Genomic DNA, 19,959 nt, shown 5'->3' with positions numbered 1-19,959 from the left:
GATGCGCGGTCACGGCCGGCTCTTCACGCGTCGCGGTGCGGCCCGCCGTTCCAGTGGCCCATCAGATCGCGGTACAGGGCCGAACGAGCCAGGACCTGCCGAGGGGTACCGCACACCGAGCGTACGCCGTCCAGCACGAGGATCCGGTCCGCCCGCAGGGCGGACGACAACCTGTGAGCCACCACCAGCAGCGTTCCGGGCCGCCGCGCGAGTGCTTCCTCCGCCCGCGCCTCGGCTGCCGGGTCCAGATGGCAGGTGGCCTCGTCGAGCAGCAGGAGCGGCGCGGCCGAGAGGTGGGCGCGGGCCAGCGCGACGAGCTGGCGCTCGCCGTGGGAGAGCTCGTCCGGGCGCACCGGCCTGTCGAGTCCGCCCAGGCGTTCGATGAGCGGTCCGAGGGCGAGGCTCTCGACGGTGGCGTCGATGTCGGCTGGACGCGCGTCCGGGCGCAGATACGTGAGGTTCTCACCCACCGTGCCGGCGAAGACGTACGCCTGCTGGGGGAGCAGCACGCGCATCCCGGAGAGCTCAGTGACGGTGCGCTCGGTGACCGGCAGCCCGGCCACTCTGATTTCGCCGCTCGTCGGTGCGAGCATCCCGGCGACCAGGCGGGCGAGCGTCGACTTGCCGATGCCGCTCGGTCCGACGACCGCGAGGTGCTCGCCGGGGGCGACGCGCAGGTCCAGTGCGTCGAGGACGGGCTCCGCACGGGCCCCGTAGGACAGGGTCACGGCCAACAGCTCCACCGCCGCGGTGGGCCGGCGGTCCGACTGAGGGGCGTCGACCGCCGACGGGGGGCCTGCGGCAGCCGCGGGGGCGCCGGGGGCAGGCGCCGACGCCGACTCCGAGGCAGGGGCCGGCACGGGCCCCGGGACAGCCGGCGGCACCGACTGCGGGGCAGGTGTTGGCGCCGACTCCGAAGCAGCCGCTTGGGCGGCCGGGGCAGAAGTCGGCACGGGCTTCGGGGCAGTCGCCGGGGGGCTCAGGGCAGCTGCCGGCGCGGGCCCCGGGCCGATGATGCGGTCCAGGACCACCAGCAGCCGGGACCCCGCCGCTCCGAGCGCCGTCATCAGGGTGTGCACGGCCGGCAGAAGTGACTGCACGAGGTAGGTGAACGCCCCCAGCAGCGCCCCGGCCGTCACTCCCCGGCCGCGCAGCCACGGCACGGCCCCCAGCAGCGCCAGGACGGGCAGCTGACCGGCGATGCCGAGCGCGGCCGTGCGCACCGCGGCCCAGCGGGCCAGGACACGCGCCGCGGTGGCGGCGTCGGCGACCAGGTCAGCGCCCCGCGCCATCGCGCCGGGCCCGGTGCCGCAGGCCGTCAGGTCGCGCAGCGCCGCCCGTGCCCCGGCCGCGTGGCCGCCCAGTGCCTCGTCGGCGGCCAGGGCCCGCCGCTGAGCCGCCGCCATGGGCCGCAAGGTCGCCAGGAACAGTCCGAGACCGGCCAGCAGCGGGGGTGCGACCACCACGAGCAGTGCCGGATGCAGCGACAGCAGGCCCAGCAACGCTCCCGCGGCGGTGAACACGAACGAGCGCAGGGTGTGGACGAGGCCGGCGAAGCTGTCCCGGGCGATCTCGACCTGATTGGTCAGCCGGGACACCGCCGCCCGGTCCGCCTCGCCCGGCCGGGCGAGGGCTGCGGTCAGGGACCGGTCGACTGCGCGCCGAACCAGGGCGTCGCGCAGCGGTTCCGTGAGCCCCGCCAGCTCGGCGAACACCCCCCGCACCACCGGGGCGCCGAGCAGCACGGCCACCGCGGCGACGCCGAGCCAGAGAAGCCCCCGACGGGTGTCACCGGCGAGGAACCCGTGGTCCAGGGCGCGGGCCACCCCGTAGCCCACCACGAAGGTCTGCGCCGCCTCGGCCAGTGACCACAGCGCGAGCCGGGCCGACACGCCCTTGCGGCGGGCGAGGAAACGACGGGCCTGCGGTGCGAGCCGGCGCAGCGCCCCGGCGCCGTCGTCCATCGCCTCCGTACGGTCGCCCTTGGCACGCGTCATGACCGGGCCCCTTCGGACAGGGGCCCGTGGTCCCGGTGCGGCAGCGGGGCGCCGTCCTCACCGGTGCCGAACAACGCCCGGTAGCCGGCGTCCTCCCACAGTTCGCGGTGCGGGGCGACCGCCCGGACCCGTCCGTCATCCAGCCAGATCACCCGGTCCGCGCGGGCCGCGACCGACGGGCGGTGAGCGACCACCAGTCGGGTGCCGGGCCGCACCGAGCGGCGCAGGGCCCGGTCCACCTCGAACTCCGTGGCGGTGTCCAGGCTGGACGTCGCGTCGTCCATGACCAGCAGCCGCCCCGCGTGGGCGAACGCGCGGGCCAGGCCGAGGCGCTGCAACTCTCCGCCCGAGAGCGGGGCTTCGGCCAGCGGGGTGTCCTCACCGCGGGCCAGACGGCGTACGAAGGCGTCGGCGCCCGCGGCGCGCAGTGCCCGGCGCACCTGTTCGGGTGAGACGCGGTGCGGCCCGGCGGCGACGGTCTCGGCGACGGTGCCCTCGCCCAGGACCGGGCGCTCGAAGGCGAAGGTGACCTCGGTGCGCAACTCCCCGTGCGTCAGCCGGTCGAGACGGACACCGTCCAGCAGCACCCGACCCTCGTCGGGGTCGATCAGCCGGCCGGCCACGGCGGCGAGGACGGATTTGCCCGCTCCGCTGCGCCCGACGACGGCGGCGGTCGTGCCGCCCGGTACCCGCACCCCGTCCGCGCGCAGCACCTCCCTTCCGTCGCGCAGCACCCGGACCCCGCGCAGTTCGAGAGCGCCCGTTCCGTCGGCGGGCAGGCGTCGAGTGCCGTACTCCAGGGCCGGCAGCCGTTCCAGCGCCTCGGTGCGCTCCCGGGCCCGACGCCCCCGCACGACCGCGGCGAGCAGCGTCGCCGCGCCACCGACCCCGGCGGCCAGCTGGGCGTAGCGGCAGGCGGCGAGGAGATCGCCGACGCTCAGGCCGCCCGCCGCGAGGCGCACACCGCCGACGGCCGTGGCGGCCAGGGTCAGCAGCGGCACGAGGACGCCGCTCCTGGCCAGCGCCCGGCCGTGCAGCGCCCACATGCGGCCGCCCAGCGCCCCGAGTTCCGACAGGGGCTCGAGGACGCGCCGGCGTTCGCGGGGCCCGGTCCCGGCGGCGGCGATGGTGGCCGCCCCTTCCAGGGCCTCCAGCAGCCGCGACGCGATCCGTGACTGCACCCTCTGGTACGCGGCCACAGACGCGCCGGTGTCGCGGGCGAACGCGCGCAGCACCAGCGCCAGCGCGGGCAGCCCGGCCAGGACGCACCCCGCAACCCACAGGTCGACGAAGGCCAGCGCCATGAGCGCACCGGCCGGTGTGACGAGCGAGGCCACCAGTGCCGCCCGGGCCGCGGGGGCGCCTCCGGCATCGGCGGCGTTGAGGGTGAGGCGGGTCCCCACGTCTCCGGGGGAGTACGGCCGTGCGCGGTCCGGTGCACCGTGCAGCAGGCCGGTGAGGGCGCGGGAGCGGATCGTCGCCGTCCACGCGGCGGTGCAGCGGCCGGTGAACAGCGCGGTGAGGCTGTCGAGCAGCACCTCGCCGGCGAGCAGCCCGGCGCTCAGGGCCGGCCAGAGTCCGGCACGGCCGCCGCCGCGCAGCAGCAGATCCAGGGTGTGGCCGAGCACGAGGGGCTGGGCCACGGTCACCACGGCGGAGGCGACCGAGCAGAGCAGTACCAGCAATGCGGGAACGCCTCCGGGCCCGGGGGAGCGTGCCCCCTTCGGAGTCCCGTCCGGCCTCGCGGGCTCGCGCCGCAGCCGGGTCCTGGTCGAAGGCACCAGCCGACTTCCTTCCGTCCGTCCCACGCCCCGGGGCGCCGGCCGCGCACCCGGCAGCTAGCCGGGCACAGCACCGGCGCCCCGGGCGGGAAGCCCGGGGCGCCGGTGCCGGACGACGCGGTCCACCGCGTCGCCGCGGCAGTCGGCCGGCGCGTCAGTTACAGGTCGTGACGCTCAGGCTGCTGTCGCCGCAGAGCAGCAGGCTCGCGCGGCTGCCCGACTCCACGTCGCCCATGGCCTCTTCCTTGGGCGTCTCCATCGACTGCAGGTCGAACAGGTTCATGACATTATCCCTTCGTACGGCAACGGGTTCTCTTTCGTTACGGCCCTTGGTGGGGCCGGCTCTGGGGCCGCCGCCTCGCGGGCAGCGGCGGAAGGAACGGCAGCCCGGCCGGCGGGTCGCCGTGGATCGAGGCGACGGCCAGGAGACATCCGGCCGTCCCGGTGGAGAGGTCCATCGACAGGCGCATCATCTGCTCGCCGGGGAAGGCGAGCCGGTCGCGGTAGGACATGGCGTGCCAGGACAGGGCGTCGATCTGGCGCCGGACGTCCTCGTCTGCGGTGCCCGGCCCGGTTGCCGCGGTGCGCCCGAGGAAGAGCACCATCCCGGCCACGCCGCGGTACAGCCCCGGCTGGGCGTAGAACATCGCCTGCGCCGCGGCCACGATCTCGTCCCTGGCCCGTGCGAACTCCTCGTCGTGGCGGTGCGCGAGGTAGTCGTCGAGCACCATGCCGATGCCGACGCTGCCCGCCCCCAGGTAGGGCATCGTGCGCCAGCCCTCGTCGACCTGGAGTGCGCCGCCTGCCCCCCGGACGCAGCGGGCGAGGTCCTGGCGGAGCGCGTCGCGGGCGAGGTCCAGCAGGCCGGTGTCCGCGGTGCGCTCGTACAGACGCAGGAAGGACAGCGCGCACCCCGCCGCCCCGTGGAGCAGTCCCGCGCGCGCCCGGGGCGAAGGCGACCCCCCGGGCCGTATGCCTCGCGTAGTCAGATCGGCGCAGCGCAGCGCCGCCGCATGCAGCGCGGCGTCGCCGGTGACCGCGGCGAGTGAGCCGAGTGCCAGACCCAGCCCGGAGGTTCCGCTGTGCAGGTCCGAGGCCAGCCGGTCGAAGGACTGGTCGAGCAGGAGGTCGACGAGGGCGAGCGCGCGGTCCCGATGGCCGAGGCGTTCCAGCGTCCAGGCGATCCCGGCCAGCCCGTCGTGGAAACCGAGCGGCATGCCCGACGGCGGCTCCAGAATTCGCTGCAGCAGCCACTGTTCGCCGTCCTCGTCGTGTCCGGCCCCGCTCTCGGCCAGCGCGTACAGCACGCCCGCCGCGCCGTGGCCGAACGCCAGCCCGCCGCCCGGAGTGGCGAACTGCGCGATGTCACCGGGGAAGAGGCGGTCCGTGCGCGACGGCGTCGCCGACGCGCGGATGGCCGCGGCCATCGAGTCCCGGCTGCGCGGCCAGTCACCCGGTTCGACGGGGACGACCGGCTCGCGGGGCACCACCGCCCAGGCGGCGGCGGCCCCCTCCGTGATCTCCTTGACTGCCGCGTCCAACAGTGCCCGGTCCACGGGAAACTGACGGACGATCACATCAGCAAGATGCTCCGTTTTGCGCCGGTCGACGGCCAGCAGGCTGGTGAGCGGCAGGAACAGCGCGAGCCGCAGACAGGCCAGCGCGTACCGATCCACCGCGATACCCCGCCGCTCGGGCGGTGCCACAAAACCCGGGTTCGCGACGGTCTGCCGGCCCGGCTCGCCGATCAGGTGCGCCCCCTCGAAGTCCAGCAGGGCGACGCTGCCGTCCTCGCGGACCATGATGTTGAACAGGTGCAGGTCGTTGAAGACCACTCCCCGCGCATGCACGTCCGCGACTGCCTGCTCCACCCGGGCGTGGATGTCGAGCGCCCACGTGGTGTACTCGGCCAGCCGCTCTTCGCCCGGGTCTGCCTCGATGAGCGGATGACGGCGTGCGAAGAACGTGTTGAGCGGCTTGCCGTCAATGTACTCGAGGACGAGGAAGTGATGCTCCCCGACGGTCAGGTGGTCGAGCACCTCAGGCGTGCAGTCGAGCCCCGACAGCCGCTCCAGCGCCCGGCGTTCGCGATGCAGCCGGGTCACCGCGTCGGCCCCGTCGGCGGCCAGTCCGGCGTAGGGGCGGGCCTCCTTGAGGACGACGCGCCGACCGGTACGGGTGTCCCGGGCGAGATACACACCCCCGCCGTTGGAGAAGTGCAGCGCCGACTCGATCGTGTACGGCAGTCCAGTGACGGTCACCGCGGCACGGGCGTCAAGGTGCGGGCGCAGGAAGGCCGGTGGGGAAACCCAGTCGGGCACGCGGAACACCGGTCCGCGCGGGTCGGGCACCAGCATGCCGTCCGGCCGGGCCACGGCGGGCCGCAACTCACCGGTCTCGTCGTAGCAGTTGCGGCGGGTGAAGCCCCCGTACCGGACGTGCACCGGGCCGTCGCCGAGCCGCAGGTCGCTCAGGATGTGCGGGCCGGGTTCCCCGGCCAGCAGGCCCGACAGCTCACCCGCTAGCTGCTCGAACTCCGCCTCGTCGGCCGGGTACACGGTGATGAACTTGCCGCTGCCGGCCCGGTCCGCGTACTTGGCGTTGCGCTGGTGCAGCAGGTAGCGGCTGGGGACGAATTTGAACGCAGTGCCGCGGGCGAGGCAGTGACCGTACACGCGCTCCAGCACGGAATCGGCGTTGTCGAGACAGGCGGAGACGTGGATCTTCCAGCCCTGGTCGGGCAGTTCGGCATCCACCGGGCGCAACGACAGCCAGTCCCCGCTTTCATTGCGCTTCCACCCCTCCGGGACGGGCAGGGAGGCGGCGGCGTACCGGGAACGCCCGTCACGGGTACCGGGACCCATGCGGTGCGGAGCGTCGTAGAAGTACGGATCCGCGTCGCAGTACACGGCGTAGCCCTTGTTCACGCCTTCTCCCTCCCCCTGGTGGGTGACGGGAAAGACGCTGTCACGCGGCGCACCACGCACAACAGTCACCACCGTCATGACTCCGAGGTGCGGAACGCACAGGTAACTTACCGGCGCCGGACGCCCGTGCTCAGGCCCCGAGAGGCTCATCCCTCGCATGTCCTCGCGCTCGACGCGCGACTTCGCGCAGGACGGTGCCCGCCTCGGCGAGCCACCACGCGTCTCCCGATTCTCTGGCCTTCGTGATCCGTGTCGCGACTCCGTCCACAGGGTGGCCGCCTCAGCATCAGCCGGTGCCCAGTGGGCAGCCGGTCGCTGTCGACCAGTGGGTGCGTTCGGCCAGAAAGTCGCGGTAGAGGTTGCGGAACAGGCGCCGCCGGTGCCCGCCCGCTCCATCAGACGGGCGGCCTGCGGCAGGTCCCGCCCCGGGTCGTCGGTGCGCCGGAACCGTGTAGGCACCAGCTCGGCAGCCTTCTCGAGCCCCCGGCGCCCGGGGTTGGCGATGGGCGTGTCGAGAAAAAGGCGGCGGTGACGGCGGGGACGATGTGGTCCCGCGGCGAAGGTGGCTCCCGGCGCGGCGGTGAGGGTGAACGAGCGGTGCCTGGCGGTCATCGGGCCCCGCTCTGCAGGGCGCTGTCTGCCTCGACATCGATGGCGCGAGTCAGGAGTGTGGAACTGCCCTGCACCTCGTCGGGATCAGCACCCATGGCCAGCAGGCGGGCCAACGTCTCGGCATCCTCATGCCCGACGCGACGGCCAAATGAGCAGGCGTCCAGAAGTCGTTCACGGCGGCAATTCAACCGGCCCCGCCCTTGCCCACCACGGGCTTCCTCTTCTGTCCAGATCGAAGATGTGCAACTGGACGTCGGACTGGCAGTGGCCGCACGCCCGCACACCGGAGCTGAGAAGGCGGCGGGCCTCGTCGCGGTCGACTGTGCGCCAGCGCGGCCCGGTCATGTGGCAGCCGCCCGCGTGGATCTCCGCGGGCTCGCGACCGCCGCCGATGCCGAAGGCGGCGACCCAATCGGGCGGCGCGGGCAATCCGTCCCTCGCCCGCTTCACCCGGCCCGACCCCTCTGACCAGGAGAAGAACGGCTACTTGTACGCGAGCGGCGATCCCGTCAACAACATCGACCCGAGCGGCCTGTTCGGATGGCCGGACGTCGGAGAGGGGCTTGGAGTCTTCGCAGGAGGCGTCCTCGGTGTGGCAGCAGCTGCCACAGTCTGCAGGCGGGGCCAGACGTCGGCCTCGGGTCGACCGCGGCCGCCGGGGCAGCAAGCACCATGTGATCACCGACCGGCACGGAACTCCCCTTGCGGTGTCGTTGACCAACGGAAACCGTCACGACGTCACCCAGCTCATGCCCTGCTGGACGCGATACCCCGCATCCGCGGCCTGGTGGGCAGGCCACGTCACCGACCGCGGCGGCTGCTCGCCGACCGCCGCTACGACAAGTACCGACGGCTCCTCCGCGCTCGCGGCATCACGCCGAAGATCGCCCGCAAAGGCATCGCCCACGGATCCGGCCCCCGGGCAGGACCAGGTGGGTCGTCGAGCGAACCCACGCCTGGCTCCATCAGTTCAAGCGCCTGCGGACCCGCTACGAGATACGAGCCGACCCGCACCTCGGACTGGTCCCACTCGCCTGCAACATCATCTGCTTGAGACGAGTCCGAACCTCATTCTGAAATGATCGATAAGAGACCCAGCCAACGATCAGCTGCGGTTTCGGCCGTGCTCGCGCACTCCGGCGGCAAGGACTCCCACCGCGAAGACCAGGACGAGGATGAAGGTGGCGATACCGAGGACGTCCTGAAGACCACTGGCCAGGCCGCTGTAGCCCACGTCGACGCCGAAGATCAGAGAGCACACGCCCGCGACGAGGGCCGTCCAGCCAAGCCAGCCAGGGATCCGGCGACTGACGAGAATGGCAGCCCCGAAAAGCGCGAGGGTCAGCCCCAGCATGACGCGGAAGTAGCTCTGGAACCCCCATTCCAGCCAGCGCACCGTCTCGGCGTTGGCGAAGCGGATCTCCTTCTCCCTGCCAGAGGCGCTGACCCACGAGTCGACGGCCTGCTTCAGCCCCACACCGTCGAGCCCCTGCAGCGCAGCCCAGATTGCAGCAGTCGCAACAGCTGCTGCCGCCCCGAGTTGCGCAACCAGGATGGACCCTCCTACCCCGCGCAGTACGCGGTACAGCACGAGCAGGCCGCTCAACGTCATCAGAACGCCGATGAACTGGCCAAGATGAACGGCGACCCAGCTGCTGCTCTCCGCGTACTCGGTGAAGATCGCGGGGTGGTCGTCTTCCTCCCCCGAAGGATGAAGTGCCGCGGTCAGAATGACATTGAGAAGGAATCCCCCGAGCATGAGTCCGCCGGCGATCGTCAGCCCACGTCGCCGGAAGCCAGCTGTGTCCACCCCTTCGGCACCCCGCACACCTGGACTCATGAACGGTCCCCAGTCTTCTCGACGTCACCGACCGACGTACTTGAGGATCACCAGATGCAGCCGCTGTCCCGCGACACGCGAGTCCACTTCACCTGAACGAGGTCCAGTTGCGGCCGATTGCGCCAGTGCCGCGGAGGCTCAGCCCGCGCAGAACGAGCGGATCCCGCTACCGCGGTCCTCTACCGCTGGTAGACGACCGTAGGCACGGTGGCCGATGACCTGTGCCGTACGAAGGAAGGCGATTTTGGTGGCCGGTGTACACGGCCACATGGCGTGACGCGAACCGAGGGGGGACAGAGCACGTGGGCCCCGTCCACGAACGCCCGAGGCTGTCACCGGCCGTCCCCAAATATTCCAGCAGTGGTTCGTGTCCTGAGCTGCGTTTTCGGTAGTGGCAGTGGTGGGCGACGGCCTGGCGTTGTCTTCTCCAGGCCGACCACTTCAGTGCGTGGGTGACGGGGTCGCGGTCGGCTCGTGGGTGGGGCAGGAGAGCGTCCAGGAGTCACCGAATATCGTCGACCGGGCTGGGTCCGCTTTTGGGCCCCTGCGTGCGGCCCGGACGTGGGAGGAATCGATCACCGCCCGGGACCAGTCCAGCTGGTTCTTCGACCGCAGCCTGTTCAGCAGCAGCTGGTGGAGCTGGTCCCAGACGCCTGCCTCGTTCCAGACCGCGAGGCGGCGCCAGCAGGTCATGCCCGAGCCGAAGCCGAGCTCCTGGGGCAGATACTCCCACTGGATGCCGCTGTGCAGGACGAACAGGATCGAACGGCTCGATCAGCGACCACAGTCGTCCGACACTATCCACGGCCGCAACTGACGCTTCCCCGTGACCACACCAACGAACGATCAAGCCCCTTGGCCGGTCAGGGGGTGACGATGTGGCCGGTGCGTGGCGAGGTCCGACCCGACTGGACCTCGTCCCAGACCCGCTCGAGGGCCTGCGGGCCGCTGCTGTGCACAATGTCGACCCACGCCTCGGCCACGGGCAGGAACTCCTTCCACGCCGCGGCGAAACGATGGTCCAGCCCTTCGCGCCCCCAGTCACCGATGCGCTTGCGCATCTGGTCGGGGGCGAAGAACATCCCCGGCCCCGTCTCCGCCAGGGTGCCGGCGGGTGCCGGTGCCTGGTTGGTGATGCCGACGACCACCTCGTGCACCAGGAAGTCGCCCAGGTGGGCACCCAGCCGCTCGGACAGCTGCTCGTCGCCCGCGAAATCGGCGTACAGCGTCCGGGAGCGTGGCAGCCGGGCCGCGTCCTCGTAAGTCAGTACCCGGTCGTAGCAGCCGAGGCCCTCGGTGAAGGCGAGATTGCGGGCGGAGGTGAGCCCGACCACCTCGCAGCCCTGCCCCTGGAGCAGATGGGCGGCGCCGTACGCCGTCTTGCTCGATGCAGACGACAACACGACGGTCGTCGCGCCCAGCCAGGCGTTGTCCACCAGCCAGTCGGCCAGCATGAACGAGGTCCAGAACAGCGGACGGTACAGCACGTGCAGGTCCTCACGGCCGGTTTCGTAGGCGAGGTCGCCGGTGGTGAGGGCATAGGCGTTGTAGGGCCGGGGCAGCGGCACGCGATGGGGGCTGGCCTCGCGGAAGCCGCGTGCGTCGACCCGGTCGGGGCGAACCAGCAGGTGGCTCGCGGACGGGTAATAGCCGTAGTAGCGGCTGCCGGTCTCGATGCCGTCGACCCGGGAGGCGACGACGTCGGCGAACCCCCAGAGAGGGACGATGCCCCAGCCTGCGCGGGGCGCGGGGAAGAACTCCCAGTAGCGGAACGAGTCGCCGAGCGCGGCGTAGGTGACGTTGTTGGCGGTCAGGCCGACCCGGTCGACGCGCAGCAGCGCCTCGCCGTCGCGCACCTGGGGGACGGGGGCGTCGGCCAGCTCCGAGGTCGACAGGTCGTCGCGGCGGACGAGCAGGTTCCAGGCGGTCGCAGCAGTGGTGTGGTCCATGGCCGGGAACGTACTTGAATCCGGATTCGGATTCAATAGTGGGTTAGGGTACCCACATGCTTCCTCCTGACCCTGGAACCGAACGGCCCGTCCAGCCACAGCGGGCTGGGACGCGTACCCGGCGTGGCATGCGCACCCGGGATGCACTGGTGGCCGCGGCCCGCCGGATCTTCGAACGGGACGGCTACCTGGACGCCCGCATCGTCGACATAGCAGCTGAAGCCGGAGTGGCCACCGGCAGCTTCTACACGCACTTCGCGTCCAAGGAGGACGTGTTCGCCGCCGTCCTTGAGAGGCTGCAGGGCGAGATGCTGCACGCCGGAGTCGGTCACAGCAGTGACAACGACGGAAACGGCGGACGCAAGGGCCTGTGGCGAGGGGTCGAGGATGCGAACCGCGCCTACCTGGAGTCATATCGGCGCAACGCCCCACTGATGGCCGCCATGGAGCAAGCCGCCGCCGTCGACCCGCGGTTCGTCGAAGTGCGACTGGAGCGGTCGCGCGTGTTCATCGACCGCAGTGCCGCCGCCATCGCCCGCCTCCAGCTGTCGGGTCTGGCGGACCCGGAGCTCGATCCGGAGATCACCGCCCGGGCTCTTAACGCGATGGTCAGCCGGCTTGCGTACGTGACCTTCGTCCTGGGGGAGTCCGTGCCCTTCGACACGCTGGTCGAGACCGTCACCCGGCTTTGGACGAACGCGTTGCGCATGCCGCGGGCTGAGCCCGAGCGACACGGCTTGTGATCCGACTCACGGGCGAGGCAGTCATGGTCGGTGGTTGACGGCGGCGCCGCACACCCGCAACGCTGACCGCCAAAGATGAGCAAGCGCTTAGTCAGTGAGGGAGTGGCTGTTGATGAGACGCCGCATGTTCGAAGCGGATCACGAGGCCTTCAGGGTTTCCGTACGAGAGTTCCTGCACCGCCACGTCCACCCGCGCACCGACGAGTTCATCGAGGCGGCCGCGATTCCCCGCGACATATGGATCGAGGCCGGCAAGCAGGGATTCCTTGGACTGGAGATCCCCGAGGAGTACGGGGGCGGCGAAGCGCGCGACTACCGCTACAACACCGTGCTGGCGGAGGAACTGGCCAAGGTGACCGCGGCACTCTCCTCCTGCCTGGGCATCCACACCGACATCGTTGCCCCCTACCTGGTCGATCTGACGACCGAGTGGCAAAAGCGCCGCTGGCTGCCCGGCTTCTGCTCCGGGGAGATCGTGACCGCGATCGGGATGACCGAGCCCGGCGGCGGCTCAGATCTCGCGGCCCTGCGCACCACCGCGGTGCGGGAGGGCGACACCTGGATGCTCAACGGGTCGAAGACCTTCATCACCAACGGCTACTCGGCCGACCTGGTCGTGGTCGCCGCACGGACCAGCCCCGAGAAGAAGGCCCATGGCATCACCCTGTTCGGCGTGGAGACGGGGATGGAGGGCTTCACCCGGGGACGCAAGCTCGACAAGGTAGGGCAGACCGAGTCCGACACGGCGGAGCTGTTCTTCGACAACGTCCGGGTTCCCCACACCCACGTCATCGGCGAAGTCGATCGTGGCTTCGTTCACATGATGGAGCGCCTGCCCCAGGAACGCCTCGGAGGGGCCGTCGCCAACCTCGCGCACGCCGCGCAGATCCTCGCGGAAACCATCGAGTACACCAAGCAGCGCAGGGCCTTCGGCCAGCCGATCGGCTCCTTCCAGTACAACAAGTTCCTGCTCGCCGAACTGGTGACGCAGATGGAGGTGGCCCAGGCGTTCGTCGACCAGGCGGTCATGGCACACAACGACGGCGAACTGACCGCCGTGGACGCGGCGAAGGCCAAGTGGTGGTCCGCGCAGGTACAGAACGACGTGCTCGACGCCTGCGTCCAACTGCACGGCGGCTACGGCTTCATGAACGAGTACCGGGTGGCCCGGGCCTGGCGCGACGCCCGGGTCACCAAGATCTGGGCCGGGTCGAACGAGATCATGAAGGAACTCATCGGCCGCGACCTCGGTCTGTGACCGCAGCCACGCTGGACGGCCTGCCTGCCATCTGCCCGCCAGCAGCGTGGTCGCCGTTGTCGGCGAGTACGGCTCCGGCAAGACCTCACTGATCGAACTGCTGTGCAAGCTGTACCAGCTGCACGCTGGCACAGTCCGCGTCAATGGCATTGACCTCGCCCGTCTGGTCGCCGCGGACTGGCACGCCCGCACCAGCGCGGCGTTCCAGGACTTCGGCCGCTTCCAGATCCTCTTTGGGCAGACCGTCGGGCTCGGCGACGTGCGGCGCCTCGTGGACCGCGAGGCGGTCCACGAGGCGGTCCGCGCGGCCGACGCCGACGCGCTGGTCCAGCGCCAGCCGAAGGTACGAACACCCAGCTCGGGCGCCGCTTCGACGGTGTGGACCTGTCCGAGGGGCAGTGACAGAAGACCGCACTGGCTCATGCCTCGATGCGGCGGACGCCGCTGCTGTTCGTACTGGACGAACCCACCGCCTCGCCGGACGCGCCCAGCGCGCACGCCATCTTCGAGCGCTACTTGGCGCGCGCGTGAACTGTGCGCGCGTATCGGAACCATCACCGCCATCGTCTCGCACCGCTTCTCCATGGTCACCGACGCGGATCTGATCCTGGTGCTGCACGCCGGACGCATCGCCGAGTCCGGTACCCACGACGAACTGCTTGCGACCGGCGGACGTTACGCGCAGCTGTACGGCATCCAAGCCAAGGCATATGCGGCTGGCTGAACCGCCGGTGGTGGGCCGGGCCGGGAGCGGGCCGCCGGCGAGGGGCGTGACGGTCGACGGGGCGGCCGGAACAGGGAGGCGGCGGTGGCCGCCGCCCTGGCCGCCCGGCTCGGCCGGCGGTGGTGCTCGACGGACGAGCTGTACCGCGCTCGCGCCGTGGTCTGCCGCCGAACCGGCGACCGGGCGTCCGTCGACGACATCCGGTTCGGGGCCGACCGGACGTCGGACTGCCACCCACAGCCCACGTACAAGGGTCAGCGAATCGACAGTTTGCGCGGGTCGGCCGCGGCCGACGCCGATTCGTTCGCGGACGACCCGCGTGTCCGGGCGGCCGCCGCCGCCGAAGTACGCCGGTTCGTCGTCGGCCGTCACGCTGTCGTCGAAGGGCGTGGCCCTAACCAGGCGTTCCCGCGGGCCGCGCTGCGCCTTCACCTGGGGGCGTCACCGGCGCAGCGCGCACGGCGGCACCGGGCCGGGCTCGAACTCGACGCCGCACGGCCGGAGGCCTCTCCGCGGCTCGGCATGGTGGCTTGGGACCGGGGCTCGTGTTCGCTGCATGACACCGTCTCGCGGCTGCATGAGCGCGTGAAGGTCGCGTTAGGCCGGCGACGGCGATCCGTGTGGGTGGTCATACCGGCTCGCCGCAGCCGGGACGAACTGGGCCTGGGCCTGCCGAGGCTGACGCCCGCGGCGGCCGGTAGCGACAGTGACGTGCAGATCGTGGTCGTCGACGACGGTTCGCCCGACGACACCGCCGCCGTCGCCTCAGCCAGCGGCGCTCGGGTGGTCTCGCTCGGCGCGTCGCGTGGCCGTAGCGGCGCCGCAATGCCGGTCTGCAGGTGGTGACGGGCGACGTCGTCGTCTTCTCCCCGACTCCGACATGCTCGTGGAGCCCGACTTCCTCGCCGAGCACCTGCGCCTGCACGAGGCCGCCAACGACACCGTGGTGGTCGGCTGCCGCCGCCATCTGCCGCCCGGCGTCACCGACCCGGCCGGCGGGGAAGTGCTCCGCCGGGACAGCCGTGAAGCCCTGCTGGATGTCTACTCCTACAACACGGTGTATCTACCCCGTCCCTGGTCGCTGGCGTACGGATGCAACGTGTCGGTCGACCGGTGGTTCCTGGAGCGGGCCGCGCCCGCCGGATTCGACGAGTCGTTCGTCGGCTGGGGCCTCGAGGACCAGGAGCTCGCCTACCGGCTCGCCGGGCACGGCGCGCGATGGGCGGCGTCAGTTGAGCAAATGACTCGTGCTGCGCCGCCTTCGAGGTGATGAAAATGATGCGCTTTCCGGAGCGGATCGACGGCGTCCGCGTGCAGGCGGCGAGGCCCGGCGCAATGCAGCATGCGCCGGGCCTCGGTGCTGGGGCGGTGCTGTCTGAGTGATCAGCAGTTGATTCGGTAGCCCGTGCCGGTGACGGTCAGGCTGCCGAGCTGGTACACCGACCGGGCGACGCCTCCGCATCCGGCGTAGATCCACTGGCCTTCCATCTCGAAGCCGAACTCGTCTGTCGGGACGTAGTGCAGCCCTGCTCGAAGAGGGCTCCAGCTCCCGTCCCTGTTCTTGGTCTGAGTACCGACGATGATTCGCTTTCCGCTGCAAGGTGTTGCGGAGTCGTCGATGTAGACCCGCCCCTTCGCGTAGCCATCGGCCCTCGCTCGGATGGGGAGTGTTTCCAGGTGGCTGGTGCAGGATGCGGCAGCAGTCTCTGCGGAAGCGGTGGAAGCTGGCGGCTGGGCTGCCTGGGCGGGGACGGCCGCTGCGCCGACGGTGAGTAGGGCTCCCCCAAGCACAGCGCCAAGGGTGGATCGGACGCTCATGGCGTACTCCTCAAGTGTTGTGGCGATTGCATGGCGACTGCAGTGCCAGCCTTTCGGCGGCCGGGCAGCACAGAGCCTGCTGGGCGTCGGCCGGGCGGATCAACCCATCCGGCTGTCCCGGACATCCGGCGTGTGTCCGGCCTGGTCAGAGCCATGTCCGGGTTCTGTCCGGAAGGCAGTTCTTGGCAGGAATCGGGGGTTGTGCGGGCGCCGTGCTCCCAGCCTGCGCACCACCCTGTCCGCCCTGGACATCGCTGCGGAGCTTTTGGCCCTTGCCGACCGGCAGAGTCCGGCGGGAGGTGCCAGCCGGTGAGCCGTGCATCGGACGGTCCGCACCCGCGTCCGCTCACTCCGAGCGACCGCCTGGACGCCATCGATCGTCCTGGGCCAGACCGCTTCCACCGCCTCGGACAGGCCCTTGAGCCCGTCACAGACCAGCATCAGCACGTCGCTCACGCCGCGGTTCTTTATCTCGGTGAGGATGTGCAGCCAGTGCTTGGCGCCCCGCCGCCGTCGCCGGCCCACAGACCGAGAATTTCGCGCCGGCCCTTGGTGGTGACGGCCAGGGCCACATAGATGGGCCGGTTGGCGACCGCGCCGTCGCGGATCTTCACGTGGATGGCGTCAATGAAGACCACCGGATAAACGACGTCGAGCGGCCGGTTCTGTCATTCGGCCATGCCGTCCAGGACCTTGTCGGTGATGGTGGAGATGGTCTGCCGGGAGACCTCGGCCCCGTAGACCTCCGCGAGATGGCCTGGGCCTGGATCTCACCGGTGGTCAGGCCCTTGGCGGCCAGCGAGATGACCATCTCGTCGACACCGGTCAGACGCTTCTGCCGTTTCTTGACGATCTTTGGCTCGAAGGAGCCGTCCCGGTCTCGGGGGCGTGATCGGCTGAAGCTGTTGAGGCGTGATGTGCGGGCGAGGCAGGTGTCTGTAGACCTCCCGAGCGACGACGTTTAAAACAGCGGATGATGTCCTTCTTCGACATGCCTTGAGCGGTGCGGCGGGCAACGTACTCCTGCGTTCGGCGATCGTGTCGCATGCGGACGATGACGATGGTGTGCAGAGCCCGGTTGGCCTGGCGGTCACCTCCGCGGTTGAGCCGGTGCCGGTTCGTACGGCCAGAGGACGCCGGGATGGGTGCAGCCGCGCAGAGGTGCGCGAAGGATGCCTCCGACCGGAGCCGCTCGGGGTTGTCACCAGCGGTGATCAGGAGCTGGCCGGCAGTCTCGGGACCGACACCCGGCAGAGCGACCAGCTGAGGTGCGGCCCTCGTCACCAGGGGCTTCAGCTCAGCGTCCGTATCGGCGATCTCCTGGCAGAGCGCCCGGTATCGGCGGGCGAGACGCCGCAGAGCGGTCCTGACGGCGCAGGCCGGGTCCGCGAAATCGCCGATGGGACGGGAGCGGGCCAAGTGGTCGATCAGCTCCACCGTGGGCATTTTCCTGAACTGCTCGCGCACTTCGGCAGACGCGGCGATGATCAGGGTGCGGATCTGGTTGATGGCCTGGGTACGGGCCTTGATGGCTGAGCTGCGGGCCACCCCGCAAGGCGCGTATGGCCTCAGCGATGCCGTCGCGGGACTTCGGCATTCCCTTTGCGCGGCCCGAGAGCACGGCCGTTGCCGCGGCGTAGGCATCAACGGGGTCGGACTTGCCATTGTCTCTTCGGGCCTTGCGGTCGGGCCGGTCGACCTCCACGACGGTGATGCCGTTCGCCGTCAGGAACCGAGCCAGCTCGGCGCCGTAGGCGCCGGTCCCCTCCACTCCGACAGCGAGGACCTCGCCATGCGAGCGCAGCCAATCCAGTAGCTGCTGGTAGCCAGCTGGGCTGGTGGGGAATGGCCCTGTGGCCAGGTGACGGCCGACCGTGTCGATGACTGCGGCCTGGTGGGTGTCGGTGTGGGTGTCGATCCCGCCGATGACGGCGATCTCATCCGCTGCCATGCTGGTGTCTGCTGTTCCTTCCGTACGGCACATGAGGTGCGGCACGCGCGCCGGTCCGGGCAGACGGACAAGACAGTGATGGGACCTTTGGCCGGGCTCCTGACTTGTTGAATCGAGCCCAGATGCTCGGTCTGCAGCCGTAGCGTCCAGGGTGTCGGTCGGCACGGGCCCGCAGTGCTCCTTGCCGCCTTCGGGCTGGCTCACTGATAGCGTGCCGCCGCCGGCCGGCACCCGCGCGGTGTGGCTCGACAGAGGCATGAAGGTGACGCAGTGACTTCGAGTCAGGGTGCCCACCGCACTCCCCTTCCTGTCTCATCGAGTGCGAGGGCAGCAGCCTGTGATCCTGATCGGTGTCGATCCCCACAAGTCGTCCCACACCGCCGTCGCCGTCGACGCCGCCGGCCACCAGGTGGCCCAGCGCCGGTTCGTGGTCAACGCCGGAACCTTCCGCCAGCTGCTGCGCTGGTGCGAGCAGTGGCCCGACCGACGTTTCGCGGTCGAGGGCGCCGGCGGCCTGGGCCGCTCGCTCGCCCAGCAGCTGGCCGCCGCAGGCGAGAACGTGGTCGACGTGCCCTCCACCCTGTCGGCCCGGGCCCGGCTGCTGGCCACCGGCGGAGACCGCAAGACCGATGCCAAGGACGCCCTCCACGTCGCCCAGGTCGCCCTCTTCCGCCATGACCTGCGCGTCGTGGTCCCGGAAGACCAGACCACGATTCTGCGGCTGCTGACCGAGCGGCGCGACGACCTGGTCCACGAGCGCACCCGCGTCCTCAACCGACTCCATGCCGTCCTGCGCGATCTCCTGCCCGGCGGAGCACCCACCGGCTTGTCGGCCGACAAGGCTGCCGCCTTGATGAAGGGCATCCGGCCGGTGACGGCCACCGACAACTGCCGCCGGGACATAGCCCGTGACCTGCTGGCCGACCTGCGCAGACTGGACCGGCAGGTCAAGGACAACGAAGCCGAAATGCGCGAGGCCATCGCTGCGACCCGCACCACGCTGACCACCCTGCCGGGCCTGGGCACCGTGCTGGCCGCGAAGGTCCTCGGCCACATCGGGGACATCAGCCGGTTCCCCACCGAACACCACTTCGCCAGCTACACCGGCAGCGCACCCCTGGACGCCTCCAGCGGCAACAACGTCCGCCACCGGCTCAACACCGGCGGAAACCGTGCGCTCAACTCGGTCCTGCACACCATCGCCGTCTGCCAGATCCGCGACGGCGGGCGCGGGCAGGACTACTACCTCCGCAAGATCGCTGAGGGGAAGACCCCTTCTGAGGCTCGCCGGGCACTCAAGCGACGCCTGTCCAACGTGGTCTACCGGATCATGAAACGAGACCAGCGGAACCACCTCGCTCAAGCCGCTTGACACACAGAGGCGCTATGAAGTCACGGACGCCCGATCGGCCGCGCGCAGCAGCACCGCTTGGGAGATCGACAGTTCCAAGCGAGGACAACCCAAGTGCCGGTCAGCTGCCGGGTCAGACCTCCAAGCGGTGCCGCGGGCTGCATCAACGCGGTCAGCTGCTGCAGCAGTCCGCCCTCACCAGTCAGTTGCAGACCCGCAGCCGGGGCCCGGCTCACCAGCTTGTCGATCAGCTGGTCGTCCACGGCCTTCGCCGACAGATCCGCTGCCGACTCGACAGCCTCGTGCTCGGCCACGTTCTCACTCGTCATCGATGCATCTTCCATGATCGGGAGTTACACCGAACGATTGACAGTGCCGCACCTGGTCGTCCGGGAACTGCAGACACTCCTCGCCCTCTGGGCCGGCACCTGCCCCACCTGCCACCGCGACATACCCACCCCGATACGAACCTGACCAAGCCCTGCTAGTGTCCTGCGCCGGAGATCCGTCGGCAGAAGTTGGCGAGGGAGTCGAGGATTTCCTCGGCTGTCTTGGTCCAGATGAACGGCTTGGGATCTTCGTTCCAGTCTTTGACCCACGCGCGGATGTCGGCTTCGAGGGCCTGCACGTTCTTGTGTGCGCCACGGCGGATCTTCTGGTCGGCGAGGAAGCCGAACCACCGCTCGACCTGGTTGATCCACGAGGAGCCGGTCGGTGTGAAGTGCATCTGGAACCGGGGGTGTTTGGCCAGCCACGCCCTGATCGCGGGAGTCTTGTGGGTGCCGTAGTTGTCACAGATCAGGTGGATCTGGAGATGCACGGGAACCTCCTTGTCGATCCTGGTCAGGAACTTCTTGAACTCGGCCGCCCGGTGCCGGCGGTGCAGGGCGGTGATGACCTCGCCGGTGGCGACGTCGAACGCGGCGAACAAGGTGGTCAGGCCGTTGCGGATGTAGTCGTGGGTGCGCCGTTCAGGCATGCCGGGCATTATCGGCAGCACCGGCTGGG

At 70.5% G+C, this 19,959-nt stretch carries 16 protein-coding genes and 6 pseudogenes; 8 read left to right on the top strand and 14 right to left on the bottom strand.

The window, feature by feature from the left end; genetic code table 11:
* Positions 1 to 23: 23 nt before the first annotated feature.
* The 6 genes and pseudogenes from ACFYOV_RS17955 to ACFYOV_RS17930 all read right to left on the bottom strand — a co-directional run bounded on the left by ACFYOV_RS17955 (position 24) and on the right by ACFYOV_RS17930 (position 7,767).
* Positions 24 to 1,997 (bottom strand): ATP-binding cassette domain-containing protein, encoded by a 1,974-nt coding sequence (locus ACFYOV_RS17955; RefSeq protein WP_389088814.1) that lies wholly within the window; start codon positions 1,995 to 1,997, stop codon positions 24 to 26.
* Complete coding sequence (locus ACFYOV_RS17950) at positions 1,994 to 3,778, bottom strand: ABC transporter ATP-binding protein (protein ID WP_389088811.1); 1,785 nt, start codon at positions 3,776 to 3,778, stop codon at positions 1,994 to 1,996. Before ACFYOV_RS17950 ends, ACFYOV_RS17955 begins: the two co-directional genes overlap by 4 nt.
* A gap of 154 nt (positions 3,779 to 3,932) precedes the next feature.
* Positions 3,933 to 4,061 carry a SapB/AmfS family lanthipeptide gene (locus tag ACFYOV_RS17945; RefSeq protein WP_149551904.1) on the bottom strand — a complete coding sequence of 43 codons (129 nt, stop codon included), beginning with the start codon at positions 4,059 to 4,061 and terminating at the stop codon, positions 3,933 to 3,935.
* 37 nt (positions 4,062 to 4,098) lie between these two features.
* The gene (gene lanKC / locus ACFYOV_RS17940) at positions 4,099 to 6,705 is read right to left on the bottom strand and encodes a class III lanthionine synthetase LanKC (protein ID WP_389089230.1); all 2,607 of its coding nucleotides are present in this window, start codon (positions 6,703 to 6,705) and stop codon (positions 4,099 to 4,101) included.
* Between the two features lie 315 nt (positions 6,706 to 7,020).
* Positions 7,021 to 7,317: pseudogene (locus tag ACFYOV_RS17935) on the bottom strand (DUF4872 domain-containing protein); the annotation flags it as partial.
* Positions 7,318 to 7,488: 171 nt separating this feature from the next.
* Positions 7,489 to 7,767 carry a DUF6233 domain-containing protein gene (locus ACFYOV_RS17930; protein ID WP_389088808.1) on the bottom strand — a complete coding sequence of 93 codons (279 nt, stop codon included), beginning with the start codon at positions 7,765 to 7,767 and terminating at the stop codon, positions 7,489 to 7,491.
* Here ACFYOV_RS17930 and ACFYOV_RS17925 point away from each other — a divergent pair.
* Together ACFYOV_RS17925 and ACFYOV_RS17920 are read left to right on the top strand one after the other, a co-directional pair.
* Positions 7,709 to 7,840 (top strand): annotated as a pseudogene (locus ACFYOV_RS17925) (hypothetical protein); the annotation flags it as partial. The gene ACFYOV_RS17930 and the pseudogene ACFYOV_RS17925 overlap by 59 nt on opposite strands.
* 118 nt (positions 7,841 to 7,958) lie before the next feature.
* Positions 7,959 to 8,394: pseudogene (locus ACFYOV_RS17920) on the top strand (IS5 family transposase); the annotation flags it as partial.
* Between the two features lie 28 nt (positions 8,395 to 8,422).
* On the opposite strand, the gene ACFYOV_RS17915 reads toward ACFYOV_RS17920, so the two are convergent.
* The 3 genes and pseudogenes from ACFYOV_RS17915 to ACFYOV_RS17905 form a co-directional block, all read right to left on the bottom strand.
* Positions 8,423 to 9,127 carry a hypothetical protein gene (locus ACFYOV_RS17915; protein WP_389088806.1) on the bottom strand — a complete coding sequence of 235 codons (705 nt, stop codon included), beginning with the start codon at positions 9,125 to 9,127 and terminating at the stop codon, positions 8,423 to 8,425.
* 535 nt (positions 9,128 to 9,662) lie between these two features.
* Positions 9,663 to 9,919, bottom strand: a pseudogene (locus ACFYOV_RS17910) (transposase); the annotation flags it as partial.
* A gap of 101 nt (positions 9,920 to 10,020) precedes the next feature.
* Positions 10,021 to 11,106: a DUF2855 family protein gene (locus ACFYOV_RS17905; RefSeq protein ID WP_389088803.1), complete on the bottom strand. Its 1,086-nt coding sequence runs from the start codon at positions 11,104 to 11,106 to the stop codon at positions 10,021 to 10,023.
* Between the two features lie 128 nt (positions 11,107 to 11,234).
* Here ACFYOV_RS17905 and ACFYOV_RS17900 point away from each other — a divergent pair, with 128 nt between their 5' ends.
* The 5 genes from ACFYOV_RS17900 to ACFYOV_RS17880 all read left to right on the top strand — a co-directional run bounded on the left by ACFYOV_RS17900 (position 11,235) and on the right by ACFYOV_RS17880 (position 15,101).
* Positions 11,235 to 11,849: a TetR/AcrR family transcriptional regulator gene (locus tag ACFYOV_RS17900; protein WP_389088801.1), complete on the top strand. Its 615-nt coding sequence runs from the start codon at positions 11,235 to 11,237 to the stop codon at positions 11,847 to 11,849.
* A 112-nt stretch (positions 11,850 to 11,961) separates the two neighbouring features.
* Positions 11,962 to 13,107: an acyl-CoA dehydrogenase family protein gene (locus ACFYOV_RS17895; RefSeq protein ID WP_389088798.1), complete on the top strand. Its 1,146-nt coding sequence runs from the start codon at positions 11,962 to 11,964 to the stop codon at positions 13,105 to 13,107.
* A 46-nt stretch (positions 13,108 to 13,153) separates the two neighbouring features.
* A complete protein-coding gene (locus ACFYOV_RS17890; RefSeq protein ID WP_389088796.1) occupies positions 13,154 to 13,831 on the top strand; it encodes an ATP-binding cassette domain-containing protein in 678 nt (225 codons plus the stop codon).
* 84 nt (positions 13,832 to 13,915) lie between these two features.
* On the top strand, positions 13,916 to 14,677 hold the full coding sequence (locus ACFYOV_RS17885) for a (d)CMP kinase (protein WP_389088793.1): 762 nt from the start codon (positions 13,916 to 13,918) through the stop codon (positions 14,675 to 14,677).
* 34 nt (positions 14,678 to 14,711) lie between these two features.
* The gene (locus ACFYOV_RS17880) at positions 14,712 to 15,101 is read left to right on the top strand and encodes a galactosyltransferase-related protein (RefSeq protein WP_389088791.1); all 390 of its coding nucleotides are present in this window, start codon (positions 14,712 to 14,714) and stop codon (positions 15,099 to 15,101) included.
* A 113-nt stretch (positions 15,102 to 15,214) separates the two neighbouring features.
* Here the strand turns inward: ACFYOV_RS17880 and ACFYOV_RS17875 are convergent, their stop codons facing one another.
* The 3 genes and pseudogenes from ACFYOV_RS17875 to ACFYOV_RS17865 form a co-directional block, all read right to left on the bottom strand.
* Complete coding sequence (locus ACFYOV_RS17875) at positions 15,215 to 15,649, bottom strand: hypothetical protein (RefSeq protein WP_389088788.1); 435 nt, start codon at positions 15,647 to 15,649, stop codon at positions 15,215 to 15,217.
* Between the two features lie 377 nt (positions 15,650 to 16,026).
* Positions 16,027 to 16,535 (bottom strand): annotated as a pseudogene (locus tag ACFYOV_RS17870) (transposase); the annotation flags it as partial.
* A 37-nt stretch (positions 16,536 to 16,572) separates the two neighbouring features.
* Positions 16,573 to 17,600 (bottom strand): annotated as a pseudogene (locus ACFYOV_RS17865) (IS110 family transposase); the annotation flags it as partial.
* 337 nt (positions 17,601 to 17,937) lie between these two features.
* Here ACFYOV_RS17865 and ACFYOV_RS17860 point away from each other — a divergent pair.
* Entirely contained in the window at positions 17,938 to 18,972 is a 1,035-nt protein-coding gene (locus ACFYOV_RS17860) for an IS110 family transposase (protein WP_389088786.1), read from the top strand.
* Positions 18,973 to 18,992: 20 nt separating this feature from the next.
* Here ACFYOV_RS17860 and ACFYOV_RS17855 read toward each other — a convergent pair whose 3' ends face one another.
* Together ACFYOV_RS17855 and ACFYOV_RS17850 are read right to left on the bottom strand one after the other, a co-directional pair.
* The gene (locus ACFYOV_RS17855) at positions 18,993 to 19,280 is read right to left on the bottom strand and encodes a hypothetical protein (protein ID WP_389088783.1); all 288 of its coding nucleotides are present in this window, start codon (positions 19,278 to 19,280) and stop codon (positions 18,993 to 18,995) included.
* Between the two features lie 155 nt (positions 19,281 to 19,435).
* Positions 19,436 to 19,959: IS630 family transposase (locus tag ACFYOV_RS17850; RefSeq protein WP_389088781.1), on the bottom strand; the 524-nt coding region annotated here is incomplete at its 5' end.

The organism is Streptomyces sp. NPDC005931, from assembly GCF_042871235.1.
GTDB lineage: Bacteria > Actinomycetota > Actinomycetes > Streptomycetales > Streptomycetaceae > Streptomyces.
The sequence above is the reverse complement of the archived record's forward strand: the minus strand, read 5'-3'. Positions and strand labels throughout refer to the sequence as shown.